The sequence below is a fragment of the Rhizobium sp. YTUHZ044 genome (genome assembly GCF_051123975.1).
Lineage (GTDB): Bacteria > Pseudomonadota > Alphaproteobacteria > Rhizobiales > Rhizobiaceae > Rhizobium.
In genome coordinates this window covers 502090-525375 of the sequence record NZ_CP101427.1, presented here as the reverse complement: position 1 = coordinate 525375, position 23286 = coordinate 502090, and the positions used below count along the sequence as shown (strand labels likewise).

General features: G+C 61.1%; 19 protein-coding genes and 1 pseudogene. 11 read left to right on the top strand and 9 right to left on the bottom strand.

Annotated elements, in window-relative coordinates; all coding sequences use genetic code 11:
- Positions 1-6: 6 nt before the first annotated feature.
- Positions 7-993 carry an ABC transporter permease gene (locus NL154_RS25315; protein ID WP_210631879.1) on the bottom strand — a complete coding sequence of 329 codons (987 nt, stop codon included), beginning with the start codon at positions 991-993 and terminating at the stop codon, positions 7-9.
- Between the two features lie 115 nt (positions 994-1108).
- Positions 1109-3046 (bottom strand): ABC transporter substrate-binding protein, encoded by a 1938-nt coding sequence (locus NL154_RS25310; protein ID WP_434734242.1) that lies wholly within the window; start codon positions 3044-3046, stop codon positions 1109-1111.
- Between the two features lie 371 nt (positions 3047-3417).
- Between NL154_RS25310 and NL154_RS25305 the strand changes: the two genes are divergently transcribed.
- The 8 genes and pseudogenes from NL154_RS25305 to NL154_RS25270 all read left to right on the top strand — a co-directional run bounded on the left by NL154_RS25305 (position 3418) and on the right by NL154_RS25270 (position 10932).
- Positions 3418-4131 (top strand): FadR/GntR family transcriptional regulator, encoded by a 714-nt coding sequence (locus NL154_RS25305; protein ID WP_210631877.1) that lies wholly within the window; start codon positions 3418-3420, stop codon positions 4129-4131.
- A 21-nt stretch (positions 4132-4152) separates the two neighbouring features.
- Positions 4153-4983, top strand: a complete 831-nt coding sequence (locus NL154_RS25300; protein WP_221147407.1) for an NAD-dependent epimerase/dehydratase family protein — start codon at positions 4153-4155, stop codon at positions 4981-4983.
- Positions 4980-5855, top strand: coding sequence for an SMP-30/gluconolactonase/LRE family protein (locus tag NL154_RS25295; protein WP_221147406.1), 876 nt, complete (start codon positions 4980-4982; stop codon positions 5853-5855). The genes NL154_RS25300 and NL154_RS25295 overlap by 4 nt, the downstream gene beginning before the upstream one ends.
- Positions 5856-5889: 34 nt before the next feature.
- On the top strand, positions 5890-6834 hold the full coding sequence (locus NL154_RS25290) for a dihydrodipicolinate synthase family protein (protein ID WP_210631874.1): 945 nt from the start codon (positions 5890-5892) through the stop codon (positions 6832-6834).
- A 45-nt stretch (positions 6835-6879) separates the two neighbouring features.
- Positions 6880-7148, top strand: a pseudogene (locus NL154_RS25285) (ABC transporter substrate-binding protein); the annotation flags it as partial.
- Positions 7149-7328: 180 nt separating this feature from the next.
- A complete protein-coding gene (locus tag NL154_RS25280; protein WP_434734368.1) occupies positions 7329-8423 on the top strand; it encodes a hypothetical protein in 1095 nt (364 codons plus the stop codon).
- Positions 8424-8646: 223 nt separating this feature from the next.
- A complete protein-coding gene (locus tag NL154_RS25275) occupies positions 8647-9564 on the top strand; it encodes a DMT family transporter (protein ID WP_434734241.1) in 918 nt (305 codons plus the stop codon).
- Between the two features lie 552 nt (positions 9565-10116).
- A complete protein-coding gene (locus NL154_RS25270; protein WP_259669051.1) occupies positions 10117-10932 on the top strand; it encodes an Lnb N-terminal periplasmic domain-containing protein in 816 nt (271 codons plus the stop codon).
- 75 nt (positions 10933-11007) lie between these two features.
- Here NL154_RS25270 and NL154_RS25265 read toward each other — a convergent pair whose 3' ends face one another.
- The gene (locus NL154_RS25265) at positions 11008-12258 is read right to left on the bottom strand and encodes a DUF763 domain-containing protein (protein WP_434734240.1); all 1251 of its coding nucleotides are present in this window, start codon (positions 12256-12258) and stop codon (positions 11008-11010) included.
- Positions 12259-12366: 108 nt separating this feature from the next.
- On the opposite strand from NL154_RS25265, the gene NL154_RS25260 reads away from it, so the two are divergent.
- Positions 12367-13902, top strand: a complete 1536-nt coding sequence (locus NL154_RS25260) for a phospholipase D-like domain-containing protein (RefSeq protein ID WP_221147401.1) — start codon at positions 12367-12369, stop codon at positions 13900-13902.
- Here the strand turns inward: NL154_RS25260 and NL154_RS25255 are convergent.
- Complete coding sequence (locus NL154_RS25255; RefSeq protein WP_434734239.1) at positions 13849-14808, bottom strand: lysylphosphatidylglycerol synthase domain-containing protein; 960 nt, start codon at positions 14806-14808, stop codon at positions 13849-13851. The two genes, NL154_RS25260 and NL154_RS25255, sit on opposite strands and share 54 nt — an antisense overlap.
- Positions 14809-14932: 124 nt before the next feature.
- Between NL154_RS25255 and NL154_RS25250 the strand changes: the two genes are divergently transcribed.
- Both NL154_RS25250 and NL154_RS25245 read left to right on the top strand, forming a co-directional pair.
- Positions 14933-15661 (top strand): endonuclease/exonuclease/phosphatase family protein, encoded by a 729-nt coding sequence (locus NL154_RS25250; protein ID WP_434734238.1) that lies wholly within the window; start codon positions 14933-14935, stop codon positions 15659-15661.
- 211 nt (positions 15662-15872) lie between these two features.
- A complete protein-coding gene (locus NL154_RS25245; protein WP_434734237.1) occupies positions 15873-18377 on the top strand; it encodes a methyl-accepting chemotaxis protein in 2505 nt (834 codons plus the stop codon).
- Positions 18378-18526: 149 nt separating this feature from the next.
- Here NL154_RS25245 and NL154_RS25240 read toward each other — a convergent pair whose 3' ends face one another.
- The 5 genes from NL154_RS25240 to NL154_RS25220 form a co-directional block, all read right to left on the bottom strand.
- Entirely contained in the window at positions 18527-18778 is a 252-nt protein-coding gene (locus NL154_RS25240; protein ID WP_210631863.1) for a hypothetical protein, read from the bottom strand.
- A 116-nt stretch (positions 18779-18894) separates the two neighbouring features.
- Complete coding sequence (locus tag NL154_RS25235) at positions 18895-19407, bottom strand: hypothetical protein (protein ID WP_434734236.1); 513 nt, start codon at positions 19405-19407, stop codon at positions 18895-18897.
- Between the two features lie 94 nt (positions 19408-19501).
- The gene (locus NL154_RS25230; RefSeq protein WP_434734235.1) at positions 19502-20638 is read right to left on the bottom strand and encodes an NAD(P)/FAD-dependent oxidoreductase; all 1137 of its coding nucleotides are present in this window, start codon (positions 20636-20638) and stop codon (positions 19502-19504) included.
- A gap of 64 nt (positions 20639-20702) precedes the next feature.
- A complete protein-coding gene (locus tag NL154_RS25225; RefSeq protein ID WP_434734234.1) occupies positions 20703-22241 on the bottom strand; it encodes an amino acid ABC transporter permease/ATP-binding protein in 1539 nt (512 codons plus the stop codon).
- 76 nt (positions 22242-22317) lie between these two features.
- Entirely contained in the window at positions 22318-23145 is an 828-nt protein-coding gene (locus NL154_RS25220) for an ABC transporter substrate-binding protein (RefSeq protein WP_434734233.1), read from the bottom strand.
- Positions 23146-23286 lie beyond the last annotated feature (141 nt).

The following is a 23286-nucleotide window of genomic DNA, read 5'->3' as shown; positions in this document are numbered from 1 at the left end:
AGGCTCCTATTCCAACCGGATGCGGGGATCGACCAGCGCAAGCAGGATGTCGCTGATCAGAGAGCCTATCAGCGTCAGCGCGCAAATCAGCAGAACGAAGGCGCCGGCCAGATACATGTCCTGGGCCATCAGTGCCTGCAGCAGCAAGGGGGCGGCCGTCGGCAGGTTGAGGACGATGGCGACGACGACCGAGCCGGAGATGAGATTGGGCAGTAGCCAGGCAATCGTCGAGATGAACGGATTGAGCGCGATCATCATCGGATATTTCATCAGCAGGCGGAATTCCGAGAGCCCCTTTGCCCGTGCCGTCGTCACGTAAGGCTTCGGCAGCTCGTCGAGCATGTTTGCGCGCATGACGCGGATGAGGCTCGCCGTCGAGGAGACGGCAAGGATGACGACGGGAAGCCAGAGATGCGAGAAGAGATCGCCCATCTTGGCAAAGCTCCAGGGCGCATTCTCATATTGTGGCGAAAACAATCCACCGACGTCCTGGCCGAATTCGACCGCTGCGATATACATCAGCACCAGCGCCAGGAGGAAGGACGGAACGGCCAGACCGAAGAAGGTGAAGGCGGTGAAGAAATAGTCGCCGATCGAGTATTTGCGCACCGCGGAAAAGACGCCGATCGGAAGAGCAATCGCCCAGGTGGCGATCAATGTCGAAAGAGCGAGAACCAGGGTCAGCGCCATGCGCTCCCAGATCAGATCCGACACCGGCTGCTGCCATTCGAAGGAAATGCCGAAATCGCCGCGCGAGAGGATGCCCCAGATCCATTTGAAATATTGGATGAGCATCGGGTCATCGAGTCCGAAGCGTTCACGCAATTGTGCCGCGGTGTTCTGATCGACGATCTCGTTGGAAGCCGCCAGCGTCGCAATATAGGTCGTGACGTAATCGCCCGGCGGCAGCTGGATCAGCACGAAAGCGAGGAAGCTGACGGCAAAGAGCGATGGAATCATCCACAGCAAACGTTTGGCGATAAAGACCAGCATGGGCGCCTCTTGCATTGAGTACCGCCCTCGGGGCTAACCGGCTCTCATCGCCGGCAAGGCATCGGAAGGCGAACCGAAGAAAGCGCCGTACCGTCGGTACGGCGCTCGATCAAAATCAGCTCGTGAAGGTGAACTGCTGCGGCATCGCAGGTCCCGGATTGGGCCAGGACCAGCTATCCGGCTGCTTCTCGGGAACATTGCGCAGATTATTGCGGATGATGCCGAAGCCGCCAACGGCGAGGCAAAGTCCGACGGTCTCGAATTCCTCCGCGGCGATGTCGAAGATCTGCTTCATGATCGCGCCGCGTTTGTCGAGATCGGCCGTCGAACGCGCTTCGTCGAACAGCTTCATGCGCTTCTTCTGGCTTTCCGGCGGCTCCTCGCCGCGCGCGCCGTTAGACGTATACCAGAGCGTCCACGGAATGGCGTAACGCGAACCCTGCGGATGGAAAGCGAAGAAATCGCGCGGGTCAAGCATCGGATCGAGACCACCCGGCCCCGGCCACACCTGCGCATCATGGGCATTATCGTCGCCGCGGGTATAATAGAGGGCCCGCTCGATCGTATTGACCTTCATGTCGATGCCGATCTGCGACCAATGCGTCTTGACCAGCTCCAGGGCATCGACGAGATCGGGATAAAGCGTCGGAATGACGTCGACCGAGAAGAACACCTTCTGACCGTCGGGCCGAACGCGAAAGCCGTCCGGCCCCTTCTTATAACCGGCCTGATCAAGCATCGCGCCTGCCTTTTCAGGATCATATTCGGTGAATTGGCGCGCATATTTCTCATGATACCACGGATGGGTCGGACGCGGCCCGGCCTGGTAGGGCTCGCTCTGCCCGAAATAGACGATATCGATAAGCTCCGGGCGATTGATGCCGATCGAGAGCGCCTGCCGGAATGACTTGTCCGCAAACATCTTGCGCATGGCAGGATCTTTGTGGGTGATGTTGAAGTAGATCTGGCACTGCTGCGAGGCCGAAGGCACGAGCGTCAGCAGGCGATAATCGCCCTTCTGCATGTTCTGGGAAAGCGTCGGCTTGTTGGCCAGCACGCTGATGTGACGTTCCTGAATATCGATCTTGCCCGAGATGACGTTCAGCATCAGCGATTCGACGTCCTGGGAAATGCCGAAATTGATCTCATCGATGTAGGGAAGCTGGTTGCCTGCCGTATCGACCTGCCAGAAATAGGGGTTCCGGGCCATGACGACGCGCGTGGCGCCGCCGACATAAGGCTCACTGACGACCCAGGGATCGAGGGTCGGCTTGTCGACATTGCCCCAGCGTGTCGGGATCTCGATGTCACCGCAGCGGCTGCGGAAGAGCTCCGTCCAGCTGGTGACGCCCGCCTTCTTCGCATCGGCCTCGATATTGGGATTGTATTTCGGCAGGAACTGGCTGCAGTAATGCTTCGGGAAGAGCGTCGGATGCTGGCCGAGCGGCGTGGCGAGATTTTCGAGGTAAAGCGCGTTCGCCGCCGCAAAGGTGAACTTCACCGTATAATCGTCGATCTTCTCGACGGTGACCGGCTTGCCGGCGACAGCAAGCTGCGCCGGTGTCGAGCTGTAGAGTTCGGTGTTCTTGACGCAGTCTTCGATCGCGAAAACGACGTCGTCGGCGGTAAAGGGATGACCGTCTGACCAGCGCACGCCTTCGATCAGATGGAAGGTGAATTGCGTTGCGTCGTCGCTGACTTCCCAGCGCTCGGCAAGGTTCGGCTGCACGGCGGTGAATTCCAGATTCCAGCGCACGAGGCTCTGGTTGCCGACCATGCGCAGGATGCCGTTATGGTCGGATGAACCGCGCAGGCCGCGGCGCAACGTGCCGCCATAGGTGCCGACCTTCTCGAACGGCGTTACCACCATCGGCTTCTTCGGCAGGCGCTCGGCCAGCGGCGGCAATTTGCCGTCCTTGACCAGTTGCGCCAGCGCAGGCGCTTCGCCGCCGGCGGCGAAGGCGCGACCGGCGATGGACAGTGCTGCAGCACCAGCCATGCCGCCGAGAACGGCGCGGCGGGTGACACCGCGAGACAGAATTTCATTTGGCATCAATTCCTCCCCTTTTATGCCGGCACAGGCTTGTCCCGGCTGGTGCGGCGGGCTCCCGACCTGCCGTTTTGCGCCCTCCTCGGCGCTGGAACGAAACCATAGACACGTTCTCAAATGATTACAAGAGTTGACAGATAATTACAGATTCGATAGCACATGCCGTATCAGACACAACGCCAAGCCGTTGGCAATCCTGCGTTGGATAGAGAAAGAAGACAGATCTGTCAGAAGCTGTATACAGGCCGCATCGCGGCCGGTGACGGCGCGGCGCCATCCCGGCGCATGGTCGAGAAGGCATATCCGGCTTCTGCTCGCCGGGCGAAGAGCCGACGGGGCGAATTTGCCACTTGGCGGGGGAGAAAAGAGCGATAATGACGTTTGCACTTGATGCCGTTTCGAACCGGGGCGCAACGCGCTTCAGCGACATCATCTACGAGAAGATCGTGGGGATGATCGCGGACGGCAATTTCCCTGTCAACGAGCGGCTGCCGTCGGAGACCAGGCTTGCAGCCGATTTCGGCGCATCGAGACCCGTCGTGCGCGAAGCGCTCGAACGCCTGAGAGCCGATGGCCTCGTCGTTTCCCGCAAGGGCTCTGGCTCCTATGTCCGGCAGCGGCCGGATTCGTCGATGCTGAAAATGGTCCCGGTCGGCTCGCTTGCCGATGTCCAGCGGTTCTTCGAATTCCGCGCCGGCCTCGAGGCCGAAGCTGCGGAGCTTGCCGCGCGAAACTGGCAGCCGGCCGACAAGGAGCGGATCACTGAGGCGCTTCTTGCAATCGAACAATGTTTGAGGAACGGCGAACTCGGCGCCGACGAAGACCAGGCCCTGCACGACGCGATCGCGATGGCGACGGGAAATCAGTTTCACATCACCGTGCGTGAATGGTTCAAGCCGCATTTCGCAATCGGCCATTCCGTAACGCGAAGCCTGAGCCTGAAACGGACTCCGGAGCAGATCCGCAGCGTTCAGGACGAGCATGCGGTCATCGTAGAGGCGATCTTCGCACGTCGGGAAATCGAAGCGCACGACGCGATGAAGAGACACATACTGAATGCGCGCGCCCGCATGTTCCAGGGGGTTTGAGCGACAATGGGAGGAAGGACGATGAGACGGATCGCCATAACGGGTGCCGCCGGACGTGTCGGGACGCTGTTGCGCCCGTTCCTCCGGCAGCATGCGGAGCATGTCCGCTTGATCGATATTCGCGAGCCTGTGGACCTGGCCGGAAATGAAAGCTTCGTCCGCGCCGATCTGTCGAAGCTCGAAGAGGTAACGGCCGCTTTGCGCGGCGTCGACGGCGTCGTTCATCTCGCCGGCATCGCCAGCGGCGTCGATATGAACGCTATTTTGCAGGCTAATGTCCTCGGCACCTACAATCTCTATGAGGCCGCCCGGATCAACAAGGTCGAGAGGATGGTCTACGCTTCCAGTAACCATGCGACCGGCTTTTATCCCCGCGGCGAGGTCATTTCACCGCTCGATCCCATGCGACCGGACAGCCCCTACGGGCTTTCCAAATGCTGGGGCGAACTGGTGGCGGGACTCTATTACGATACGTCGGGCATTCGCTCCCTATCCATCCGCATCGGCAATGCCGGCACCTATCCCAACAGCGAACGCACGATCGCAATCTGGATCAGCGCCCGGGATCTGGCGCAATTGGTGCGGATCGGCCTCACCCATCCGCAGATCGCCGCGACCGTCGTTTATGGCGTTTCCGATACCGACACGAAATGGTGGGACAACGATCTGGCGACGCGGCTTGGCTACCAGCCGCAGGACCGGCCGCGTGATCACGCCCATATCGAGAACGGCGCGGAAGGACGGGTCGCCCTTGCATTCCAGGGCGGCGGCTTCTGCGAATTCAATCACGATGGCAGCATCCGCATGCGCGATGCCGAAGGCCTCGTCAAAGATCCGGAGACAGTCTCGTGACGGCACCCCGCATCGTTGAGCCGAAGATCCGTCCTGTCCTGCAGCAACCGCTGACGGTCGGTGAATCGCCGGTATGGGACGAGGAGACCGGCGCGCTCTGGCTCGTCGATATCCTGGCGCCGGCGCTCGTCCGGCTCTCGGCCGAAGGCAAAGCCGACCACTTCGACATGCCTTCCGCGATCGGCTGCCTCGGACTATGCCGCGACGGCAGGATCGTCGTCGGACTCCAGACGGGCGTGCATCTCTTCGATCCCGTCTCCCGCCAGCTTGAATTTTTGTGCGATCCCGTGGGACGAGAGATGATCGGCCGCCTCAACGACGGCAAGGTCGGGCCGGACGGCCGCTTCTGGGTCGGCTCGATCAGCGAGGCCAAGCCGCAGGTGAATGATGCGGCGCTCTTCAGTGTCGGCGCCGACGGCAGCACGCGGACCGTCGCAACGGGGCTGACGAGTTCCAACGGCCTTGCCTGGTCGCCGGACGGCCGGCGGATGTATCACTCCGACAGCCGGCAGTGTTTTCTGCAAGCCTTCGATTTCAATCCCGAGACGGGCGAACTCGGCGGGGGACGCCGCCTTCGCAGTTTCACCGAAGAACAAGGCCGGCCGGACGGAGCGACCACCGATCGCGACGGTTTCTACTGGAGCGCCGGCGTCTCCGCCGGCCGCCTGAACAGAATATCGGCCGACGGCGAAATCGTTGAAATCTACATTCTGCCGGTCGCAGCACCGACAATGCCGTGTTTCGGAGGCCCTGATCTCAGCACCCTCTACGTCACGAGCCTGTCGAGCGACCGCACCGGACGTCTCGAGGCGGGGACGGTCATTGCCTTCGATGTCGATGCGGAGGGGCTGCCGCCCTTCCGGTTCGGCTGACGATCACTGGAAGAAGAGCCAACGGGGGAGAAAAATGAGCATCGCGATCATGCGCAAGGCGCTTAGGGGCGTGTCGGGCGTTCCCGTCACGGCTTATGATGCCGGGGGCGAAGTCGAGCCCCGGATTACCGCGAAGGTCTATGCGCGGGTGGCCGCGGCCGGCATTCACAACATCGTCGCGGCCGGCAATACCGGAGAATTTTATGCCCTGACGCCGCAAGAGATCCGGATCGTCCACGAGGCGGCGGTATCGGGTGTGGATAGCCGGGCGCCGGTGACGGCGGCGATCGGCCGGTCGCTGCGCGAAGCGACCGGCATGGCCAGGGATGCGGCCGCGATCGGCGCCTCCGCGGTCATGTCGCATCAGCCGGTCGATCCCTTCGCGGCGCCGTCGGCCCAGATCGATTATTTCTGCAATCTCGCCGATGCATCCACTCTGCCGCTCGTCGCTTACGTCAGAGCCGAGGGTTTCAGCGTCGCCGAGATCGTCCGCCTCGCCAATCACGGCAATATTGCCGGCATCAAGTTCGCCACGACAGATCTGATGCTGCTGGCGAGGGCGATCCCCGCCGCCGATCCCAAAGGCGCGTTGTTCGTGTGCGGCCTGGCGGAGAGCTGGGCGCCGACATTCACCGCGGCCGGCGCGCGCGGCTTCACCTCGGGCCTCGTCAACGTCGCGCCGAAGCTGTCGCTCGCCGTCCATGAAGCGCTTGAGAAAGGCGACTTCGCCGCGGCGAGAGCAATCGTCAACAAGCTCGAACCCTTCGAGCGGATGCGCACCAAGTTCCGCAACGGCGCGAACGTCACCGTCGTCAAAGAGGCCGTCACCTATTCCGGCCTCGATGTCGGCCCGGTACGCGTGCCAGGATTGCCGCGGCTCGACGCGCAGGATCGCGACGAGCTGCATCGGCTGCTTCGAGGCTGGGAGACCGAGGGCGATATCCAAACGGACCGGCAGGACGTGAAGACGGCCGGCTAATTCAAAACATCATTCCCGCAAGCAACAGGATTGGGAGGTCTTGAGATGCTGAAACAGCTACTGACGACGATCGCAATGACAGGCGCGCTGATGGCGGCGCAGCCGAGCCTGGCGGCATCGCCGCCAGCATGCTGTTAATCGGGACGAATCTGACAGGTATCCGCACGCTCGATCCGGCTCAGTACAACGCCCGCACGGTGTCCGAGCTGATCTCGAACCTCCACGACAATCTCGTGCAGCTGTCGCCTGATGACCTCAAGACCCTGAAACCGATGCTGGCGACGAAAACCGTCCCTCGATGGTCCGCCAGCGCACGACCCATGACACCCCCAGTTTTATGTGAAGATGTGCCGGTCTCGCGAGACAACCAGAGTGACATTTGGCCGGCGCACAATGTATCAGTGCGAACATTACTGCGAAGCTGTCACCCGCTTCGATCAAAATTCCTATCCGGCGTATTTCTCAGCTCGAATACTCGAAAGGCGTCCTCCCCCGTGCCTGCGCTCGTTCTTCCCAGCCGCCCTTTATCGCTTGCACCTGATGTGATCTCCACGCCGCGGGCTTACTTCTGGGCCACTCCCGTCATCGCGGCACTGGCGGTGTTTATGGTCACTTGGCAAGCGCCCGGCGTCATCAGGGATTTTCAGGTCAGCCAAAATCCGTTGACCCTTGAGAATGGTGACGTCCAAAATGGGAGATGCACGACACGCAAGCTCTTCTTTACGGACTGTGAGGCGCGCCTCGTCTACAGTTACGACGGACGCAACTACGACACGGAAGTCCAAGTGATGTTCGTCGATTTTCATACCGGCGATTATGAAACCGACGTGGTGATCTCGGCCGACCATCCGGAATTGGCGACAATGAGCCTCGGTCTGGACAAGCTCTGGAACCGGATCATAACCCTCACCGTATTTGCCCTGTTTCTTGGCGGCATGAGCCTTGGAACACTGTTCCAGGCGTTGCGGATCTGGCGTGTTAAACGGCAGCTGCGCCAACCGGCGTTCTTGGATACCATACCGGTGGAAATTGCTGCGTTTGATCGCAAGCGCAACATTCTTTCCGTTACCTACAATGACAAGATCGCCAACGATCGGACTGGTCGATCAGCCTACACCCAGATGAAGGGAGGTCAGGAGCCTTTGATTGTGGGGGAGGCAAACGGCAAAGCCGTGGGCTTGGCGGTCCGGCATGGCAGGACAGCGCTGCCAGTGCTTCTGGATGATCGTCTGCAACGTATCGGGCTGACGGATGACGAGCGAAAGTTTGCGCTTGCGCCATTCGCACAGCACGGCGGTGGACAGGCTGTGCCGGTCTTGATCGGCAAGCGCGGGAAAACAATGTCGGTCGGCGCGCGGCTGCGGCTGTTTTTTGGCACCCTCCTCTTGATCCTCGCCGGCTTCATCGGTTTCTGGCTTTGGTACGTGACCAGTGCCAGCACACCTTTCCAGTCGCCGGGGATGGATATCAACAACCTCATGCCGACGCCGTTGAACAAATGGGGATGCCTTCAATTGCGGAAACGGTTCGGTCAGGATCGCGCCCCGTTCGGATGCGTTGCGGACGACTATACAAGCTGGAAATACTGAAGGCGGTCAGATCTCCGCGTTTACGCTCAACTCGACGGAAGTGACGAAGCCGAGAAAAAACAGCGCGCCGTCGGGCTTGCGCCAGGGCACAGTCGCTCACCCTGTCACCCATGTGAAATTCAACGCAGGTGTTTCAAACGGATGGTTGACATCGGCCGCGTTAAGGCCGAAGCCGCACGCACTCGGCCGTGCATGCGCGGCCGTTTTTGCGAGGATATGAGGAATGAAGACGAAGGCGACCGTCGCCAATGCCGGAAACCTGTTCATGACGGGCGTCGTGCTGATGCTTCTCGGCGATCTGCTGTTTGCGCTGAACGATGCGATGGGCAAGTGGCTGGTGACGAGCTTTGCCGTCGGTCAGGTGTTGGTGATCCGTTCGGTCGGCGCTTTCATCCTGCTCGGGCCGATGATCCTGCGGCAGGGACCGCTGGCGCTCTTCCGCGTCGAGCAGAAAAGCTTGCAGTTCATGCGGGTCATCATGGCGACCGGCGATGTCGCGCTGTTCTACGCCGCCGTCGCCTATCTGCCGCTCGCCGATGTCATGACCTTCTACATGGCAGGGCCGATCTACATTGCGGCGCTCTCGCATTTCTTTCTCGGGGAAAAGATCGGTTGGCGCCGTTGGCTCGCCGTTCTGGTCGGTTTTGCCGGCGTCGTCATCGCGTTGCGTCCGTCGACGGCAATGCTGTCGCTTCCCTCGCTTTTCGGCCTCGCCGGCAGTTTGGCCTTTGCCCTATCGTTGGTGATGAGCCGCTATCTCCGCTCGACCAGCGACACCACGCTCGTGACATGGCAGACGGTTGCGGCGCTCGCCACCGGCATCGCACTCAGCATAGGCCACTGGCAGCCGGCAACACCCATCGACTGGTCAGGCATGCTGCTGCTCGGGATCGTCGCCACCTGCGCGCATCTGCTGATCACCCGCTCGCTGAAGCTCGCGCCAGCATCGCTGCTGGCGCCGCTGCAATATACGCTGCTACTCTGGGCAATCGTGCTGGGCTATATCTTCTTCAACGATATTCCCGATATGCAGATCGTCGTCGGCGCCGCAATCATCGTCTTTGCCGGCCTGTTCATCTTCCACCGGAAGAACCTGAAGGAGACGGTGCCGGCGGAGGCCGTCCCCCCGGACGGCCATTGACGAACCGCATCGGCATTCAGGAATGCGTCTTGCCCGTAAGGATCTACTCTTGCTGGCGCTGCTCCGAATGGCACGGACATATCGCCCCCCCCCGGATATATTCGACTGTCGTTTGCTCGTAAGACTCTTGGCTTTGTCCGATGCGGACTGGACAAGCGTCCTCAGTTCAAGACAAATTGTTCGCCATCCCCTCGTCACGGGAGCCGCGTCTCCGGATAAATACGCCTTCTCGGCCCTCGTCACATGACTGGGAAACCGAAATCATCGATTGACCTTCAACAAGGATAGGAAGGCGTCATGAGTTTCAACAACAGCCAAAGTGCGTCAAGATATCCAGGCCGCGGACGGCGGCAAGCACCCCTGCTCGTTCGGATATTGTTTCGGGCTGCAAAGGCTGTCTTCTGTCTAGCGTTTCTGCTGGCGACCATATGGGCCTCTCTCGCGCTATTCTATCGTCTGCCCGTTTCCGTGCTGGTCCGAGAGGTCGCAGCAGGAGTCCTCGCGTTGGTCGGTGTTGCCGCGGCAGTTTCCATAATCTGGAAGCCACGCCCCATGGTTGTCCTTCCGTTCGTCCTATGTTTTGCAGGCATCGCCGTTTGGTGGACCTCAATAAAGCCGCCAGTGACGGCCGACTGGGCGGGAGACGTCGCCAGGCAGGTGACAGGCACGGTCGACGGCAACATCCTCACGCTGACCAATGTCAGAAATTTCGCCTGGAAAACGGATGGCGGTTTTGTGGAGAAATGGGAGTCGCGCACCTACGACCTGAACAAGCTCAGGAGCCTCGATTTGTTCATGTCCTATTGGTCAGGGCCTGAGATGGCGCACATGATCCTGAGTTTCGGGTTCGATGACTACCAATACCTGGCATGGTCGATCGAGGTGCGGAGGACGGCCGGGGGTAAATTCTCTCCGATCGGCGACCTCTTCAAAAGCAATCCCCTCGTCATTATCGCGGCCACCGAAAGCGACGTCATTCTTGTCCGATCCAACATACGCGGCGAGGACGTTCAGCTTTTTCGCATGCGCGTTCCGCCGGCCAATGCCGCTCGGCTTCTCCTGCAATATGTGAGCGATGCGAACACGCTCGCCGAACACCCGCGCTTCTACAACTCGCTCACCACCAACTGCACCACGACTGCCGCTAAAATGATGCGGGCCGTCGGCGCTACATTTCCGTTTGATTGGCGGCTGATCGTGAACGGTTACCTTCCGGAATTCGCCTATGACCGGAAAGCGCTCGATATGAAGCTGCCTTTTGAGGAATTGAAAGCGGCGGCGCGTATCACCGCACGGGCAAAGGGTGCCGCCGCCTCCGAGGAATTTTCGAAAGAGATCCGCGAGGGTGTGCCTTCACCGGGCGATTGAACAGCGCATCGGCCTGAAACTCCGAATCGATGGCACGATGCCGCCCGAAATGGCTGACACATTCGCCGTCATGGCCTAATCCTCATCCCCGGGCGGCGGCTCCCAGCCGAAGACGCTGCGGCCGCCGAAATCGGCGGATTGGCGGAATTCGCCGGCGATGATCTCCTTGAGATCGGGACCCGTGACATAGCGTTCCATCTGCCGGGATTGATCGTCCAGGCGCTTCAGCGCCTGCAGTTCCTCCTCGCGCCCGAGCCTGCCCTTGCGCACCGCCGATTTCATCACGTCGATCGTTTCGTCATAGACCTTGAGCGGCACCGGGAAGGGATGTCGATCCTTGCCGCCGTGGGCGATGGAGAAGCGTGCCGGGTCAGAAAAACGGCAGGGCGCGCCGTGTATCACTTCCGCCACCATCGCCAGCGCCTTCACCGTGCGGGCGCCGACACCTGGAACGAGGAGCAACTCCTGAAAGTCCACCGGTCCGCGGTCCGCCGCAGCCGCCAGATTTCCATGCAGGCGCCGCATGTGGACATCGCTCTCGCGGACATCATGATGAGTGGGCATGACCAAATGCGGCAGCATCGGCTGTTCGGCAGGTTCGGGCGCCGGCTCCTCCGCACGCATCAGCGCGGCCGCCTCACGGATGATCCTGTCGGGGCCGAGCGTTGCCAAGAGGTCGAGCTGACCACGCCGTGAGCGCTCGGCGCGTTTATCGGCGAGATTGACAATTTCGCCCTGACTTCTGCCTTCAATTGCCGCATGCGGCGAGTCGACGAAACTTTCGAGTCCTTCGGAGAGCCAGTGATAACGCCGGGCCTGCCGCCGGTCGCCATTCATGCCCTGCTGCACCACCACCCAATGACCGTCATCGGCGACGATGAAGCCGTGCAGATAGAGGTCGAAGCCGTCCTGCAGCGCGGCGCTGTCGACCTTGGCGATGAGCCGGCTCGTCGTCGCCAGCCCCTCCCCGTCGAGGCCGACGCGCTCGCCGATCGAGACCAGCTCTTGCGGGGTCTTGCGCGAATGCGCGCCTCGGCCGCCGCAGACATGCAGGCCGAGCTCGCCGGCGCGCGGCTTCAGCCCGCGCTTCAACGCACCGAGAACACTTGTCGTAATGCCGGAGGAATGCCAATCCATGCCCATGACCGCGCCGAAGGACTGGAACCAGAAAGGGTGGGCAAGCCGGCGCAGAAATTCGTCGCGGCCGTAGTGATGAACGATCGCCTCGGTGATCAGCGTTCCCAACCGGGTCATCCTGTCGCCGAGCCAATGCGGCACACGTCCCCCGTGAAGGGGAAGATCGGCGCTGCCTGCCCGCTGTGACATCTCGTTTCCTATATCCTCGCTGTTCGACCCGCTGTGCGGCGACGGCCGGGATCGGGAACCCGGTGAATTTCCAGGCGTTTGTTTTCAGTCAAAACGGCCGAGGCAAACATGACCGCATTCGAAACCATTTCCGATCAACCCTACCTGACCCGAACAAAAGCGCAACATCGGGGAGGCGAAAAAGAGGGGAGTGCGGCATTTCGGCTCCAGGGACGCGCGGAAAAAGCCGCCTTTCTAATCAACGGCAACAAATATTTTGCCGAAGTTTCAAGGGCGTTGCGGCAGGCCCGCCGCAATGTGTGGATCATCGGATGGGACTTCCATCCCAATATTCGATTGGAGCCCGAGAAGTCGGACGAAACCTTGGCGGACCTGCTGCACGCGCTGGCGGCGGAAAATCCCGAACTCGAAATACGCATTCTTATTTGGGCGCTCGGGCCGATCTACTCGGACAAATCGATAGATCTACTTCGGAAGAAGAATTTCCCCAAGAATGCCAGGATCGATCTGCGTTTCGATCTTCAGGACGCGTTGCGCGGCTGTCATCATCAGAAACTCGTCTGCATCGACGACGCGGTCGCCTTCATCGGCGGTATAGACATGACGTCGCGGCGATGGGATACCAGGCGCCATCACGCCAAGGACAAGCTGCGGCGCGACCCCGACGGTGCCCCCTACGATCCGCTGCACGACGTGCAGGCGATGGTTACGGGCGACGCCGCCCGGCTGATCGGCGATATCGCCAGGCGGCGCTGGGAAAACGCCACCGGCGAAAAGCATCTGCCACTTGCCGGCAGCCTGTCCTTCGCCTGGCCAGACGATCTCTCGATATCGCTGCAAGACATCCCGGTCGGTTTCGCCCTCACGGAGCCGGAAACCACCTGGCGCACCGGTATCGGCGACGGCATCGCATCGACCCTGGAGATCATCGCCCGAGCGCGGCGTCAACTCTATATCGAGGCGCAATATCTCGCCTCCTTCCGCGTCGCCGACGCCATTGCCGCACGGTTGCAGGAGGAGGACGGGCCCGAGGTGGTCGTCATCTGCACGCGCAGTTCTCACGGGCTGATCGAAAAGCTCGTCATGGGCAGCAATCGCGACCGTGTCATCCGCCGCCTCAAACGCGCCGATCGCGCCAACCGCCTGCGGGTCTGTTACCCCGTCGTGCCCGGGCCGAAAGTGCCAGGGCCTGAGGCGCCCGGGCAGTCGGCGCAGGCAGACAGCGAGGTCGAGGTGCTCATCCATTCGAAATTGATAATCGCCGACGACGAACTGGTCCGCATCGGCTCTTCCAATCTCAACAATCGCTCGGAAGGGCTTGATTCAGAATGCGATCTGCTGTTCGAGGCTGAAACCGGCGAGCATCGCCGCGCGATCGCGGAGCTGTACAATCGGCTTCTCGCGGAATATCTCGGAGCCGCTCCCGAGGCTTTCGCGGCTGCCTACGCGCAACGCGGTTCGATGATCGAGGCGATAGACGCGCTGAACCAGGGGGCTCGCGGCCTCAGGGAATTTGCCGTCGAACTGTCAGGCAAAGTCTCGCCGATCACAGGTACGGCGATCGTCGACCCCAGCCGGCCCTTTCTGCTCCTACACCGACTGGGCCTCGGCGCGCTCCTCCGCCTGTTCGCCCGCACTGCGTGACCGCCGGAAGATGAATTCGCTGACGAGGAGAAGTGTCGTGCCCAGCGTCAGCGGGATGAAGAAATAAGCGCAGCGGAAAGCGATCAGCGCGCCGATCGAGGCCTGCTGCGGCACGGCGTAGGAGACGGTCGCCTCCAGCACGCCGAGGCCGCCGGGGACATGGGTTGCCAGGATCGCCGAATTGGCGAGCACGTAAGCCGTGACGGAGCGGAAGAAGGCAACGTCGCCGAAGGTCGCGAGCATCTGGTGCAGGCAGGCGGACACCAGCATGAAGTTGATCGTCCCGACGCCTACCTGCGCCACCGCGATCGGAAAGCGCGGCAGTTGAAACGACCATCGCCACAGCCGCAGCTTGCCGCGGATGAAGAACGCCAACCCCGCGTAGACGGCCGGCACGGTCAGAGCCAGCAGCCCGAACACCCGGGTGCTTGCCGCATCGAGACGCAGCAGACGTGCCGCGTCAGCGGGATTGACGATCAGGGCAAAGCCGCCGAGCGTGATGAGGCCGAGCCCCACTGTGACACCGCAGAACAGGATGATCTTCGCCACGTCCTCCGTCGTCAGTCCCCAGCGGGAATAATAACGATAGCGGAAGGCGCCGCTACTCAGACCTGCAAAGCCGATATTGTGACCGAGCGAAAGGCTGATGAATGAGGCGAGCAAGACCCTCCGGTAAGGCAGGGATTTGCCAAGGGAACGGATCGCCAGCAGGTCGAAACAGCTGAGGCATAGATAGGATGCCGCCGCGAAGAGCAACGCGGTGGCGAAGGTCTCAAACGGTATGCCGCGGACCGATTGGACGATCTGCTCCAGGCTGTACTGGCGGAAAATCCGATAGAGTAGAAAGCCCGCGACGCAAAGGGCGGCAACGAGCAGTCCATTCCAGATTATGGTTTTCAGATTCATCGATTGTCCGTTTCCGAAGTGCGAGCCCCACGGCTCGATCATTTGGAACGATCAAAAGAGTTCTGTGTTCCCCTGGGGGAGAACGAGTCCCGTCTCTCGAGGGGAGATCAGCTTCAGCGGACCTATGCCGGATAGATCGATCAAACTCCTAACTTATAACGTTCACAGCTGCATCGGCAACGACCGGAAGCTCGACCCCGGGCGGATCGCTTCGGTCATCGCCGAGGCTGAAGCCGACATTGTCGCCCTGCAGGAGGTCGACGTCCTCAGGCGCAGGACCGGCGGCGTCGACCAGGCCCATGCAATCGCTTCCCTTCTAAAGATGCAGGCTCATTTTCACCCTGCGCTGTCAATTGCCGAGGAGCAATATGGCGATGCAATCATCACCGCGTTGCCAACCGGCGCGGTCAAGGCCGGTCCGCTGCCCTCCATCGGCGAAGCGAGGGGCGCATTGTCCGTCGAAATATTGCTCGGCGACAGGAAGTTGCTCGTGGTCAATACTCATCTCGGCCTTCGAGGGCGCGAGCGCATTCGGCAGATGACGACGCTCTTGAATTCCGGCTGGCTGCGCGGTCCGTCGGACCAACCGGTTCCAAGCATTCTCTGCGGCGATTTCAACGCCATTCCGTCATCGGCGACTTACCGGCTTGCCGCGCGCTCATTGACCGACGCCCAGCTCGCAGGCAGCGAGGCGCCGAGAGCGACCTTCCCCTCCCGCTATCCGCTGATGCGTCTCGACCACATCTTCGTCACCGAAGACCTGGTCGTCCAACGGGCAATAGTGCTCCAAAGCCGGCTGACGAGGGTCGCCTCCGACCACCTCCCTCTTCTTGCAGAAATCAGTTTCGCCTGATCATTCGCCAGCGGCGGTGGAGTCTCCGGCAGAAAACGGCATTCAACGTTCACCCATAGCGACATTGAAACGAATATTTCACGAGTTAGGCGTTATGAAATATTCATTCCGCGATCCCATAGGTGTCGGGACGGAGACGGATAGAGTCGATTCGAGCGGATCGGGACCTTCACTCGAGATCGGCTGTTTCCTGCAGGGGTGGAGGGGTTTGATGCTGGGAAGGCTGTTATCGCGGGTTCGCATCCAGACGCAGGTGATGCTGTTCATCATTCCGTTCATCTTGAGCATCATGGCCGTGGGCGCGACGGGTTTTTATGCATCGAGTCTGCTTCAGGGGCGGATGGATATTTCCAACTCCGTCCTGCAATCCTTGAGCGGCTTTCGCAATCTGTCGGCGGCAATGGCCGAGTTCCTCGCCAATGCCACGCAGGAAAACCGGGAGGCCGTCAACGCCAGACTTGCCGACCAGCGCAGCCTTTTGAAATCCGGCATCGAGCGGCTCAGCGCAGATCATAGTGGTCAGCAGGAACTGGAGCAGGTGCTCTCTTCCATTGACCGAATTGCAGCCCGCATGGATTTGCTGTGGCAGCTTCAGGAGAGCAGGGCAGCGCTGCTCACCGATCTTCAGAAAGCCCAGAGCGTCGTCGTATCGTCTCAGACAGATATTGTCGAAGGGACCAAGGCTCTCCAGCGTACCGCCGACCTGCAGGAAGATGAATCCCGCAACACCCTCGCCGACGCACAGCGTATTTCGGACTTCGCGTCCTTCGCCCAATTGCTGAACGACAAGGCCCAGGCCGCAGGCACGATTGCCAGGCCGGATATGGAGCAACTCGCCCGGCAGCAGCGCATCGTGGGAATGGCCCTTGGCGGCGAAGCGCCGGATGCCAAAAAGGCGATCGAAGACGCCGTCGCTTCCCTGAAGCCGCTCGTCGAAACCTCTGGCCAGACCGATGAACGCGCAGCCGCGCTTAGCGATAAAACTGGCCAGATCGTCGGCAGCCTGCCCGAATTGCGGGTGGTCGCCACACGGCGGCTGAAGGCCGTGACCGACAAGGCGGCCGAGACAGCCAAAATGGTCGAGCGCGCCAAGACCAGTCAGAGAGATGGTCAGAAGCTGACGACCTCGGCTTACGTGATCCAGATCGTCCTGGCGAAGCTGGCGCTGGCCCCGACGGACGCCAATCTCCAGCGGCTTTCGCAGGAGATCACCGCCGTCAGAAAAGGTCTGGACATGCTGGTTTCCAATGCCGGCGGCGTTACACAATTCGACAATCTCAAACCGAAGCTTCTGCCGGCGCTGGACAAGATGCAGAAATCCGCTGCCGACCTCGTCCGCATCAGCGCGCAGCGCCAGGACGAATTCCGTGCCGCCGCCGCCGATGTGGATCGGATGTGGTCCCAGCTGACGGCTTTCGCCGAAATGCAGCGGCAGAACGCGGCCGACGAACGCGATGACGCCAACTCCATGTCGCTTGGAACAACGATCCTCGGCGTGGTGATCGCAATTCTAGCCGGCATCGGTCTGACTGTGACGCTTAAAGGGCCGATCAATCAGATCACCTCGGCAATGCGGCGACTGGCGGACGGCAGGCTGGAAACGTCGATCGTCGGCGAAAGCCGCGCCGATGAAATCGGCGACATGGCTCGTGCGCTTGGTGTCTTCAAGAACAATGCGATCGCCAAGGTCGAGATTGAGGAGCGCAGCGAGATCGAACGGACGAGGGCCGAGGAGGAAAGGCACCGTAATGATGAGGAGAAACGCGCTGTCGAGCAGCAGATCGATTTTGCTGTGACGGCACTGGCCGAGGGGCTCGGGCGCCTGGCGCGAGGCGACATCTCCCAGACGATCGCGACGCCTTTCTTCGGCCGGCTGGAGCAACTTCGTAACGATTTCAATTCGTCGCTGCTTCGTCTGCAGGAAACGATTGACCAGATTCGCACCAACACGCGGATGATCGAGGGCAATGCCGGTCAGATGGATCTGTCCGCCAGCAACCTCGCGAAGCGCACGGAACAGCAGGCCGTAGGGCTCGAAGAGATCGCCGCCGCCATCGAGGAGATTACAACGACGGTTCGCTCATCAGCGGCCTGCGCCGACGATGCCCGTGAGATTATCACGGATACCAAGAAGACCGCCGATTCTTCATCCGAGGTGGTAGCCAGCGCCATCGAGGCGATGAGCAAGATAGAGGCGGCTTCCAACGAGATCGTGCAGATCATCGGCGTTATCGATGACATCGCCTTTCAGACGAACCTGCTCGCGCTCAATGCCGGCATCGAAGCGGCCCGCGCCGGCGAGGCCGGCAAAGGTTTTGCGGTCGTGGCCCAGGAAGTCCGCGATCTCGCCCAGCGCTCAGCGGAGGCCGGCCAACGGATCAAGCAACTCATCGGACGTTCGCGAGCCGAGATCACCAACGGCGCGCGGGTCGTTCGCGAAACGAGTGAGGTCCTTGAAAGCATTTCCGCAAAAGTGGTCACCGCATCCGAGCAGATGGATGTCATCGCCCGCTCGAGCCGGGAGCAGTACAACGCGCTGCACGAGGTCAATTCTTCCGTCAACAGGATGGACCAGATGACGCAGCAGAATGCCGCCATGGTCGAGGAAACCAGCGCGGCGACGAAGGAACTTGCCGATGAGACCAGAACGCTCCTGCAGCTGATCGACCAGTTCCAGCTGGATCAAACGGAGGCACGCCGGGTTGCCGCTGCATAGAGCATGTCGCGCAAAAGTGTGCAGCGGTTTTGCAACAACGACATGCGTAAGCACAAGGACGCAAAGCGCGGCAGACGAATCCGAAAGATCGCGACGCGCTTTAGGCCCATCCCATCCTACCCTCGCGATGGTCACGACGCGCGGGTGCGTCAGTGATGGCTGTAGAGCGGCGGCGCCACCTCTTCGTCGGCCAGCTCCGGGTAGAGGTACCTGCGCGTGCGGGCGAGTGCCTCCGCCTCCCGGCGGTTCCGCTCCAGCAGCGCGGCAGTAACATCCTTGTACGGTTCGCCCTCCGATAGGGCGACGCGGACAGTTCCGCCCTGCGAGAGGAAGTCGCAGAACGACCGTACCGAGCGAAGACGCGTGGTAATCTCGACGTAGCGATCGTCATGTCCAGCCATGTTCGCCTCCGTTTAAAGCGGTAGGATGTCACGAACACTTCGGCGAGATGATGGCGTCCCTTCATGATTAAGGAACCGGCGCGCGATCTCACGCAGAACCATCTGTGCCTGCCACATCACCGCCGAGCGAGGTTTCGATTCATCGCAGCGACGGCCAAAGGCAATGCCGTTGTCATCACGGCTCCCCAAGGCAGGCGCTTCAGACCCCTGGTGATGACGAAGGCACCCGCCATCGCGCCGGCGAGCTTCAGCCAGGGCTGATCGCCAAGCTGGGCATGGGCGCTGGAATCAGCCCACCGGAGGTTTTCGGTGACAACGGTCGCGGCCTGGCGTCTGATTCCATGAAGACGAGCCTGCAGAATTTCGAGTTCCCACCTCAATTCCTGCAGCCGGCTTTCCAGGATGTGTTCCCCGGAGGTCCGCACCGGTTCTCCCACGTGATCTTCGGTCGGAGCGGACACATCTCTGCCCAATGTGGCAAAGTAGGCGCGGTATTCGGCCTCGCTCGCGAAGCCCTCACGCCGAATGAGATCCGGATTGATGGCTGGTTCCTCTCCATTCGGCATTGAAGCGGCGGCATCGCCTCGGTTATTTTCGGCGCCGAAGGCGGCGGCCTGATCCTTGAACATGTTGCGTCTCCCATTGGTTCCTTTCGGCAGAACGCTTGATGGCTCTAAATGATCCGCGCGCCGATGAGGCTGGCAGCCACCCATATCGCGGACGTCACCGGCACGATGCGCTGAAGCGCTCAGGGCGAAACGCCGCCAGCAGCGGATGGCGGCGGCCCGTGGCGATCTCATCCGCCAACAGCTCGCCGGCAATCAGGCCAAGGGTGGCGCCGCTATGACTAAAGGCGACGAAGTAACCCGGGATCGAGGACAGCTCGCCGAAAACAGGCTCGCCATCGCCAGGAATAGGTTTCGGACCGACCCCATAATCTTCGATCTCAAGGACCGGATTGCCTTCGAGGACTTTCGACGCTTCCCGCAGCAGTCCCTGCAGCGTCGATTGCCTGACATTGTAGCTGCCGTCGGGGTTGACGCCTACCTCTTCCTCCGACCAGGCGGAATCGAGTGCGAAGCCGCCATTGGACATCGGTCGAATGGCAACACGCGGCGTGTTGAGCACGGCCTTCAGCGGGTGGCGGATCGGCTTTGTCCTGACGAGAAGGGCGACAGGCGTTGCATCCTCGATCTGTTGGCCGGCCTCCGCAACGATTGCGGGAACCTCGCTGCCTGCAGCGAGCAGCACGGCGTCGGCGTCGTGGCGCGTGCCGTCCGGTGTGACCACGCAGCTGGCACGCCCGTTGCTGACATCGACCGCCGCGCGTCCGGCATCCGTGATGATCTCGCCGCCCAGCGCCTGGAATTCTTCCGAAAGCCTACCAATCAGGGATGGAAGATCGACCCACCCCTCCCCCGGATTGAAGATAGCGCCTTGCGGCGTCACAGCGCTTGGGTCGACGCCGGGCGTTACCGCAGCGATCTTCTCCCGGGTGAGCCATTGTGCGTGATAGCCGAGGTCACGTTCATAGTCGAAGACTTCGGCGATCTCGTTGCTCGCGTCGTCCGCGTCCCAGGTCAGGCCGCCGTCGAAGCGCAACCACGGCGCATCGGGATATCGAGCAGCCAGCGTACGATAGCGGTCAATGCCTGCCAGACGCAGCCGGTGATAGGCATCGGAGCGCTTTCGCGCCGAGTTCAGCCAGGCGAGCGACCGGCCGGAAGCCCCGTTGGCAAGGGGGCCGTCATTGATGAGCATGGTATCAACCCCGAGCCGGGCCAGATGGAGCGCGGTCGAGACGCCGAAAATCCCGCCGCCGATGACAACGACCTTCGAAGGTTTGGTGGAAGCATTCATGTCGGGTACCCTGTTCCTGCTCTTGCTTGATCGAACCGAATTTGCACGCCTTACGGCTGGCGCCTCAGAGAACTTCCGCAAGGAAGCGCTTCAGCCGTTCGCTTCGCGGATTGTCAAAGATCTGCTGCGGCGAGCCGGCTTCGACGATACGGCCCTCATCCATGAAGACCACCTGGTCGGCGACGCGGCGGGCAAACCCCATCTCATGCGTCACGACTGCCATCGTCATGCCCTGACGACCGAGCCTCGCCATTAGGTCGAGCACGCCCTTCACCAATTCAGGGTCAAGCGCGCTCGTCACCTCGTCAAACAGGATGATCTCCGGATCCATGGCCAATGCCCGCGCGATCGCGACGCGCTGCTGCTGCCCGCCGGAGAGGCCTGCCGGCCGGTGATCCCGGCGCGCGGCAAGACCGACATCGGCCAGGCGCGCCTCGGCGACGCGCCGCGCCTCCTGCCTCGGCATCTTCTTGATCTTCGTCAGTGCAAGCATGACGTTTTCGAAAGCGGTGTGGTCGGGAAAGAGGTTGAAGTGCTGGAACACCATGCCGACCCGACGACGGAGCTTTTCCGGCTTCATGGCCAGGATGCTTTCGCCGTCGAGCCGTATGTCGCCACCCTTCGGTTCGACGAGCCTGTTCATGCAACGCAGCAGCGTCGATTTTCCCGAGCCGGAAGGGCCGATGATGCAAGTGACGGTTCCGGCGGCGATATCGAGATCGACACCCTTGAGTACCTCGAGCTCTCCGTAAGCCATACTCACATCTCGGATTTCAAGCGTCCCGCCCTTGAAATGCTGATTATCGCAGCTCGCGACGCCGGTGATGGAGTGGGGGCCCACCGCCGCCGCAAGCTCGGTCACCTCGACCAATCCACTCCCGGGACCGGGACCCCGCCCCTGTTTTCCCAATCGCAGCTTCGCATCGATGTAATTGACGAAGTGGGTCAGCGGCACGGTGATCACGAGGTAGAAAACACCTGCCAGGAGCAGTGGCGACAGGTTGCCGGTTACGACCGCGTGGTCTTGCCCGACGCGGAAAATCTCCCGCTCTGAGGCGAGCAATCCGAGGAAATAAACAAGGCTCGAATCCTTGACGTTGCCGATGAACTGATTGACCAGCGCCGGCAGCACGCGCCGCACACCCTGCGGAATGACGATCAGGCGCATGCCTTGCCCATAGCTCATGCTGAGCGCCCGGCAGGCTTCCATCTGGCCGCGCTCGACGCTTTGGATGCCCGATCGAAAAATTTCGCCGATGTAGGCGCCGGCAATCAGGCTGAGCGCCAGTATGCCGAGCGGGAATGGCGACGGGCCGAAGATATCCCGTCCGATCCGGGCAAAGCCCTGGCCGATGATCAGGATCGTAACGATGGCCGGCAGCCCGCGAAAGATATCGGTATAGATGCGCGCCGGCAGCCGCAGCCAGCGAGACTGAGAGATGCCCATCACGGCAAGAACCATGCCGATGACGACGCCGAGCACGGTCGATGCCGCGGCAAGGATCAGAGTATTTTTCAGGCCGACACTGATCATGCTCGGCAGCACGTCCGCCATCGCGCTCCAATCGAGGAAGCTGCGGCGCAGATTGTCTATCCAGTTCATCGTGATCCCCGTGAGGCCTTGTCGGGCATGCAGCCGCCGAGACTAGGCCGTCCGCCTCGGCGGACGGCTTGGCGCCTCATTTCTTCGGGAGATATTGGTCCGGCATCGGTGAGCCGGGGAACCACTTCTCATAGAGCGTCTTCCAGGTGCCGTCCTGCATCGCGTCGTGAAGGGCACTGTTCAGGGCCGTGCGGAAGGCGTCGTTTCCCTTCCTGATCACGAAGCCCGCCGGCGCATCGAAGGATGGAATGTTGACGGCGACCTTCAGCGCAGGATAGCGCTCGCCATATTGTTTGGCCGCCTCGTAGTCGAGGAAATGCGCATCGATCGTGCCGTTGTTGAGCGCGGCGACGGCGGAATTGTTGTCAGGAAATTTAACGAGATCGGTCTCACCGAAATTCTTGGCGGCGTAGACTTCCTGCAAGGTTCCCTGCACGACACCAAGCCGCTTGCCCTTCAGCCCGCCCGCGTCCTTGATGGCACCGTCCGACGTCAGCACAGAGAGATAACCGGCGAGATAGCCGTCGGAGAAGTCGACGGTCTTCTTGCGGGCTTCGGTGGTTCCGATCGCGGCGACCGCAACGTCGAACCGCTCGTTCGCAACCGATGGCAGGAGGGCGGAAAATTCCTGGCCGGTGAATGTCACCTTGTCTTTCTGAAAGCCGAGCCTAGACACGACGTTGAGAAACAGTTCGATGTCGAAACCGGTGAACTGGCCGTCCGCGGTCGCAAACGTATAGGGCTTGGCATCGCCCATCGTGCCGACGCTGATAACGCCAGGCTCGATCAGATTGTAGGGATTGTCGGCCGCTGCTGCGAAACCCACTCCCATCGCCAGAAAGCAAGCCGTGAGGCCGGCTTGCAGAGGCGCAATGACTGCCGGAAGTGATTCAAAAAGTTTCATGTTCGTTCTCCGCTCCGGAAGGAATGCTCTTGTCGGCATTAGCTGTTTATCCGTTGCCGCCGTTTTGCGGCAACACTTTCTGCAAGGAAACCGGTCTCTATCTAAAAGAGACCGGTCTCACAGCCATTTTGATAACTGTCA

Coding starts and splice junctions, on each gene's coding strand:
- NL154_RS25315 (WP_210631879.1), bottom strand. CDS start 993: ATGCTGGTCTTTATCGCCAAACGTTTGCTGTGGATGATTCCATCGCTC.
- NL154_RS25310 (WP_434734242.1), bottom strand. CDS start 3,046: ATGCCAAATGAAATTCTGTCTCGCGGTGTCACCCGCCGCGCCGTTCTC.
- NL154_RS25305 (WP_210631877.1), top strand. CDS start 3,418: ATGACGTTTGCACTTGATGCCGTTTCGAACCGGGGCGCAACGCGCTTC.
- NL154_RS25300 (WP_221147407.1), top strand. CDS start 4,153: ATGAGACGGATCGCCATAACGGGTGCCGCCGGACGTGTCGGGACGCTG.
- NL154_RS25290 (WP_210631874.1), top strand. CDS start 5,890: ATGAGCATCGCGATCATGCGCAAGGCGCTTAGGGGCGTGTCGGGCGTT.
- NL154_RS25275 (WP_434734241.1), top strand. CDS start 8,647: ATGAAGACGAAGGCGACCGTCGCCAATGCCGGAAACCTGTTCATGACG.
- NL154_RS25270 (WP_259669051.1), top strand. CDS start 10,117: ATGGTTGTCCTTCCGTTCGTCCTATGTTTTGCAGGCATCGCCGTTTGG.
- NL154_RS25265 (WP_434734240.1), bottom strand. CDS start 12,258: ATGTCACAGCGGGCAGGCAGCGCCGATCTTCCCCTTCACGGGGGACGT.
- NL154_RS25260 (WP_221147401.1), top strand. CDS start 12,367: ATGACCGCATTCGAAACCATTTCCGATCAACCCTACCTGACCCGAACA.
- NL154_RS25255 (WP_434734239.1), bottom strand. CDS start 14,808: ATGAATCTGAAAACCATAATCTGGAATGGACTGCTCGTTGCCGCCCTT.
- NL154_RS25250 (WP_434734238.1), top strand. CDS start 14,933: ATGCCGGATAGATCGATCAAACTCCTAACTTATAACGTTCACAGCTGC.
- NL154_RS25245 (WP_434734237.1), top strand. CDS start 15,873: ATGCTGGGAAGGCTGTTATCGCGGGTTCGCATCCAGACGCAGGTGATG.
- NL154_RS25240 (WP_210631863.1), bottom strand. CDS start 18,778: ATGGCTGGACATGACGATCGCTACGTCGAGATTACCACGCGTCTTCGC.
- NL154_RS25235 (WP_434734236.1), bottom strand. CDS start 19,407: ATGTTCAAGGATCAGGCCGCCGCCTTCGGCGCCGAAAATAACCGAGGC.
- NL154_RS25230 (WP_434734235.1), bottom strand. CDS start 20,638: ATGAATGCTTCCACCAAACCTTCGAAGGTCGTTGTCATCGGCGGCGGG.
- NL154_RS25225 (WP_434734234.1), bottom strand. CDS start 22,241: ATGAACTGGATAGACAATCTGCGCCGCAGCTTCCTCGATTGGAGCGCG.
- NL154_RS25220 (WP_434734233.1), bottom strand. CDS start 23,145: ATGAAACTTTTTGAATCACTTCCGGCAGTCATTGCGCCTCTGCAAGCC.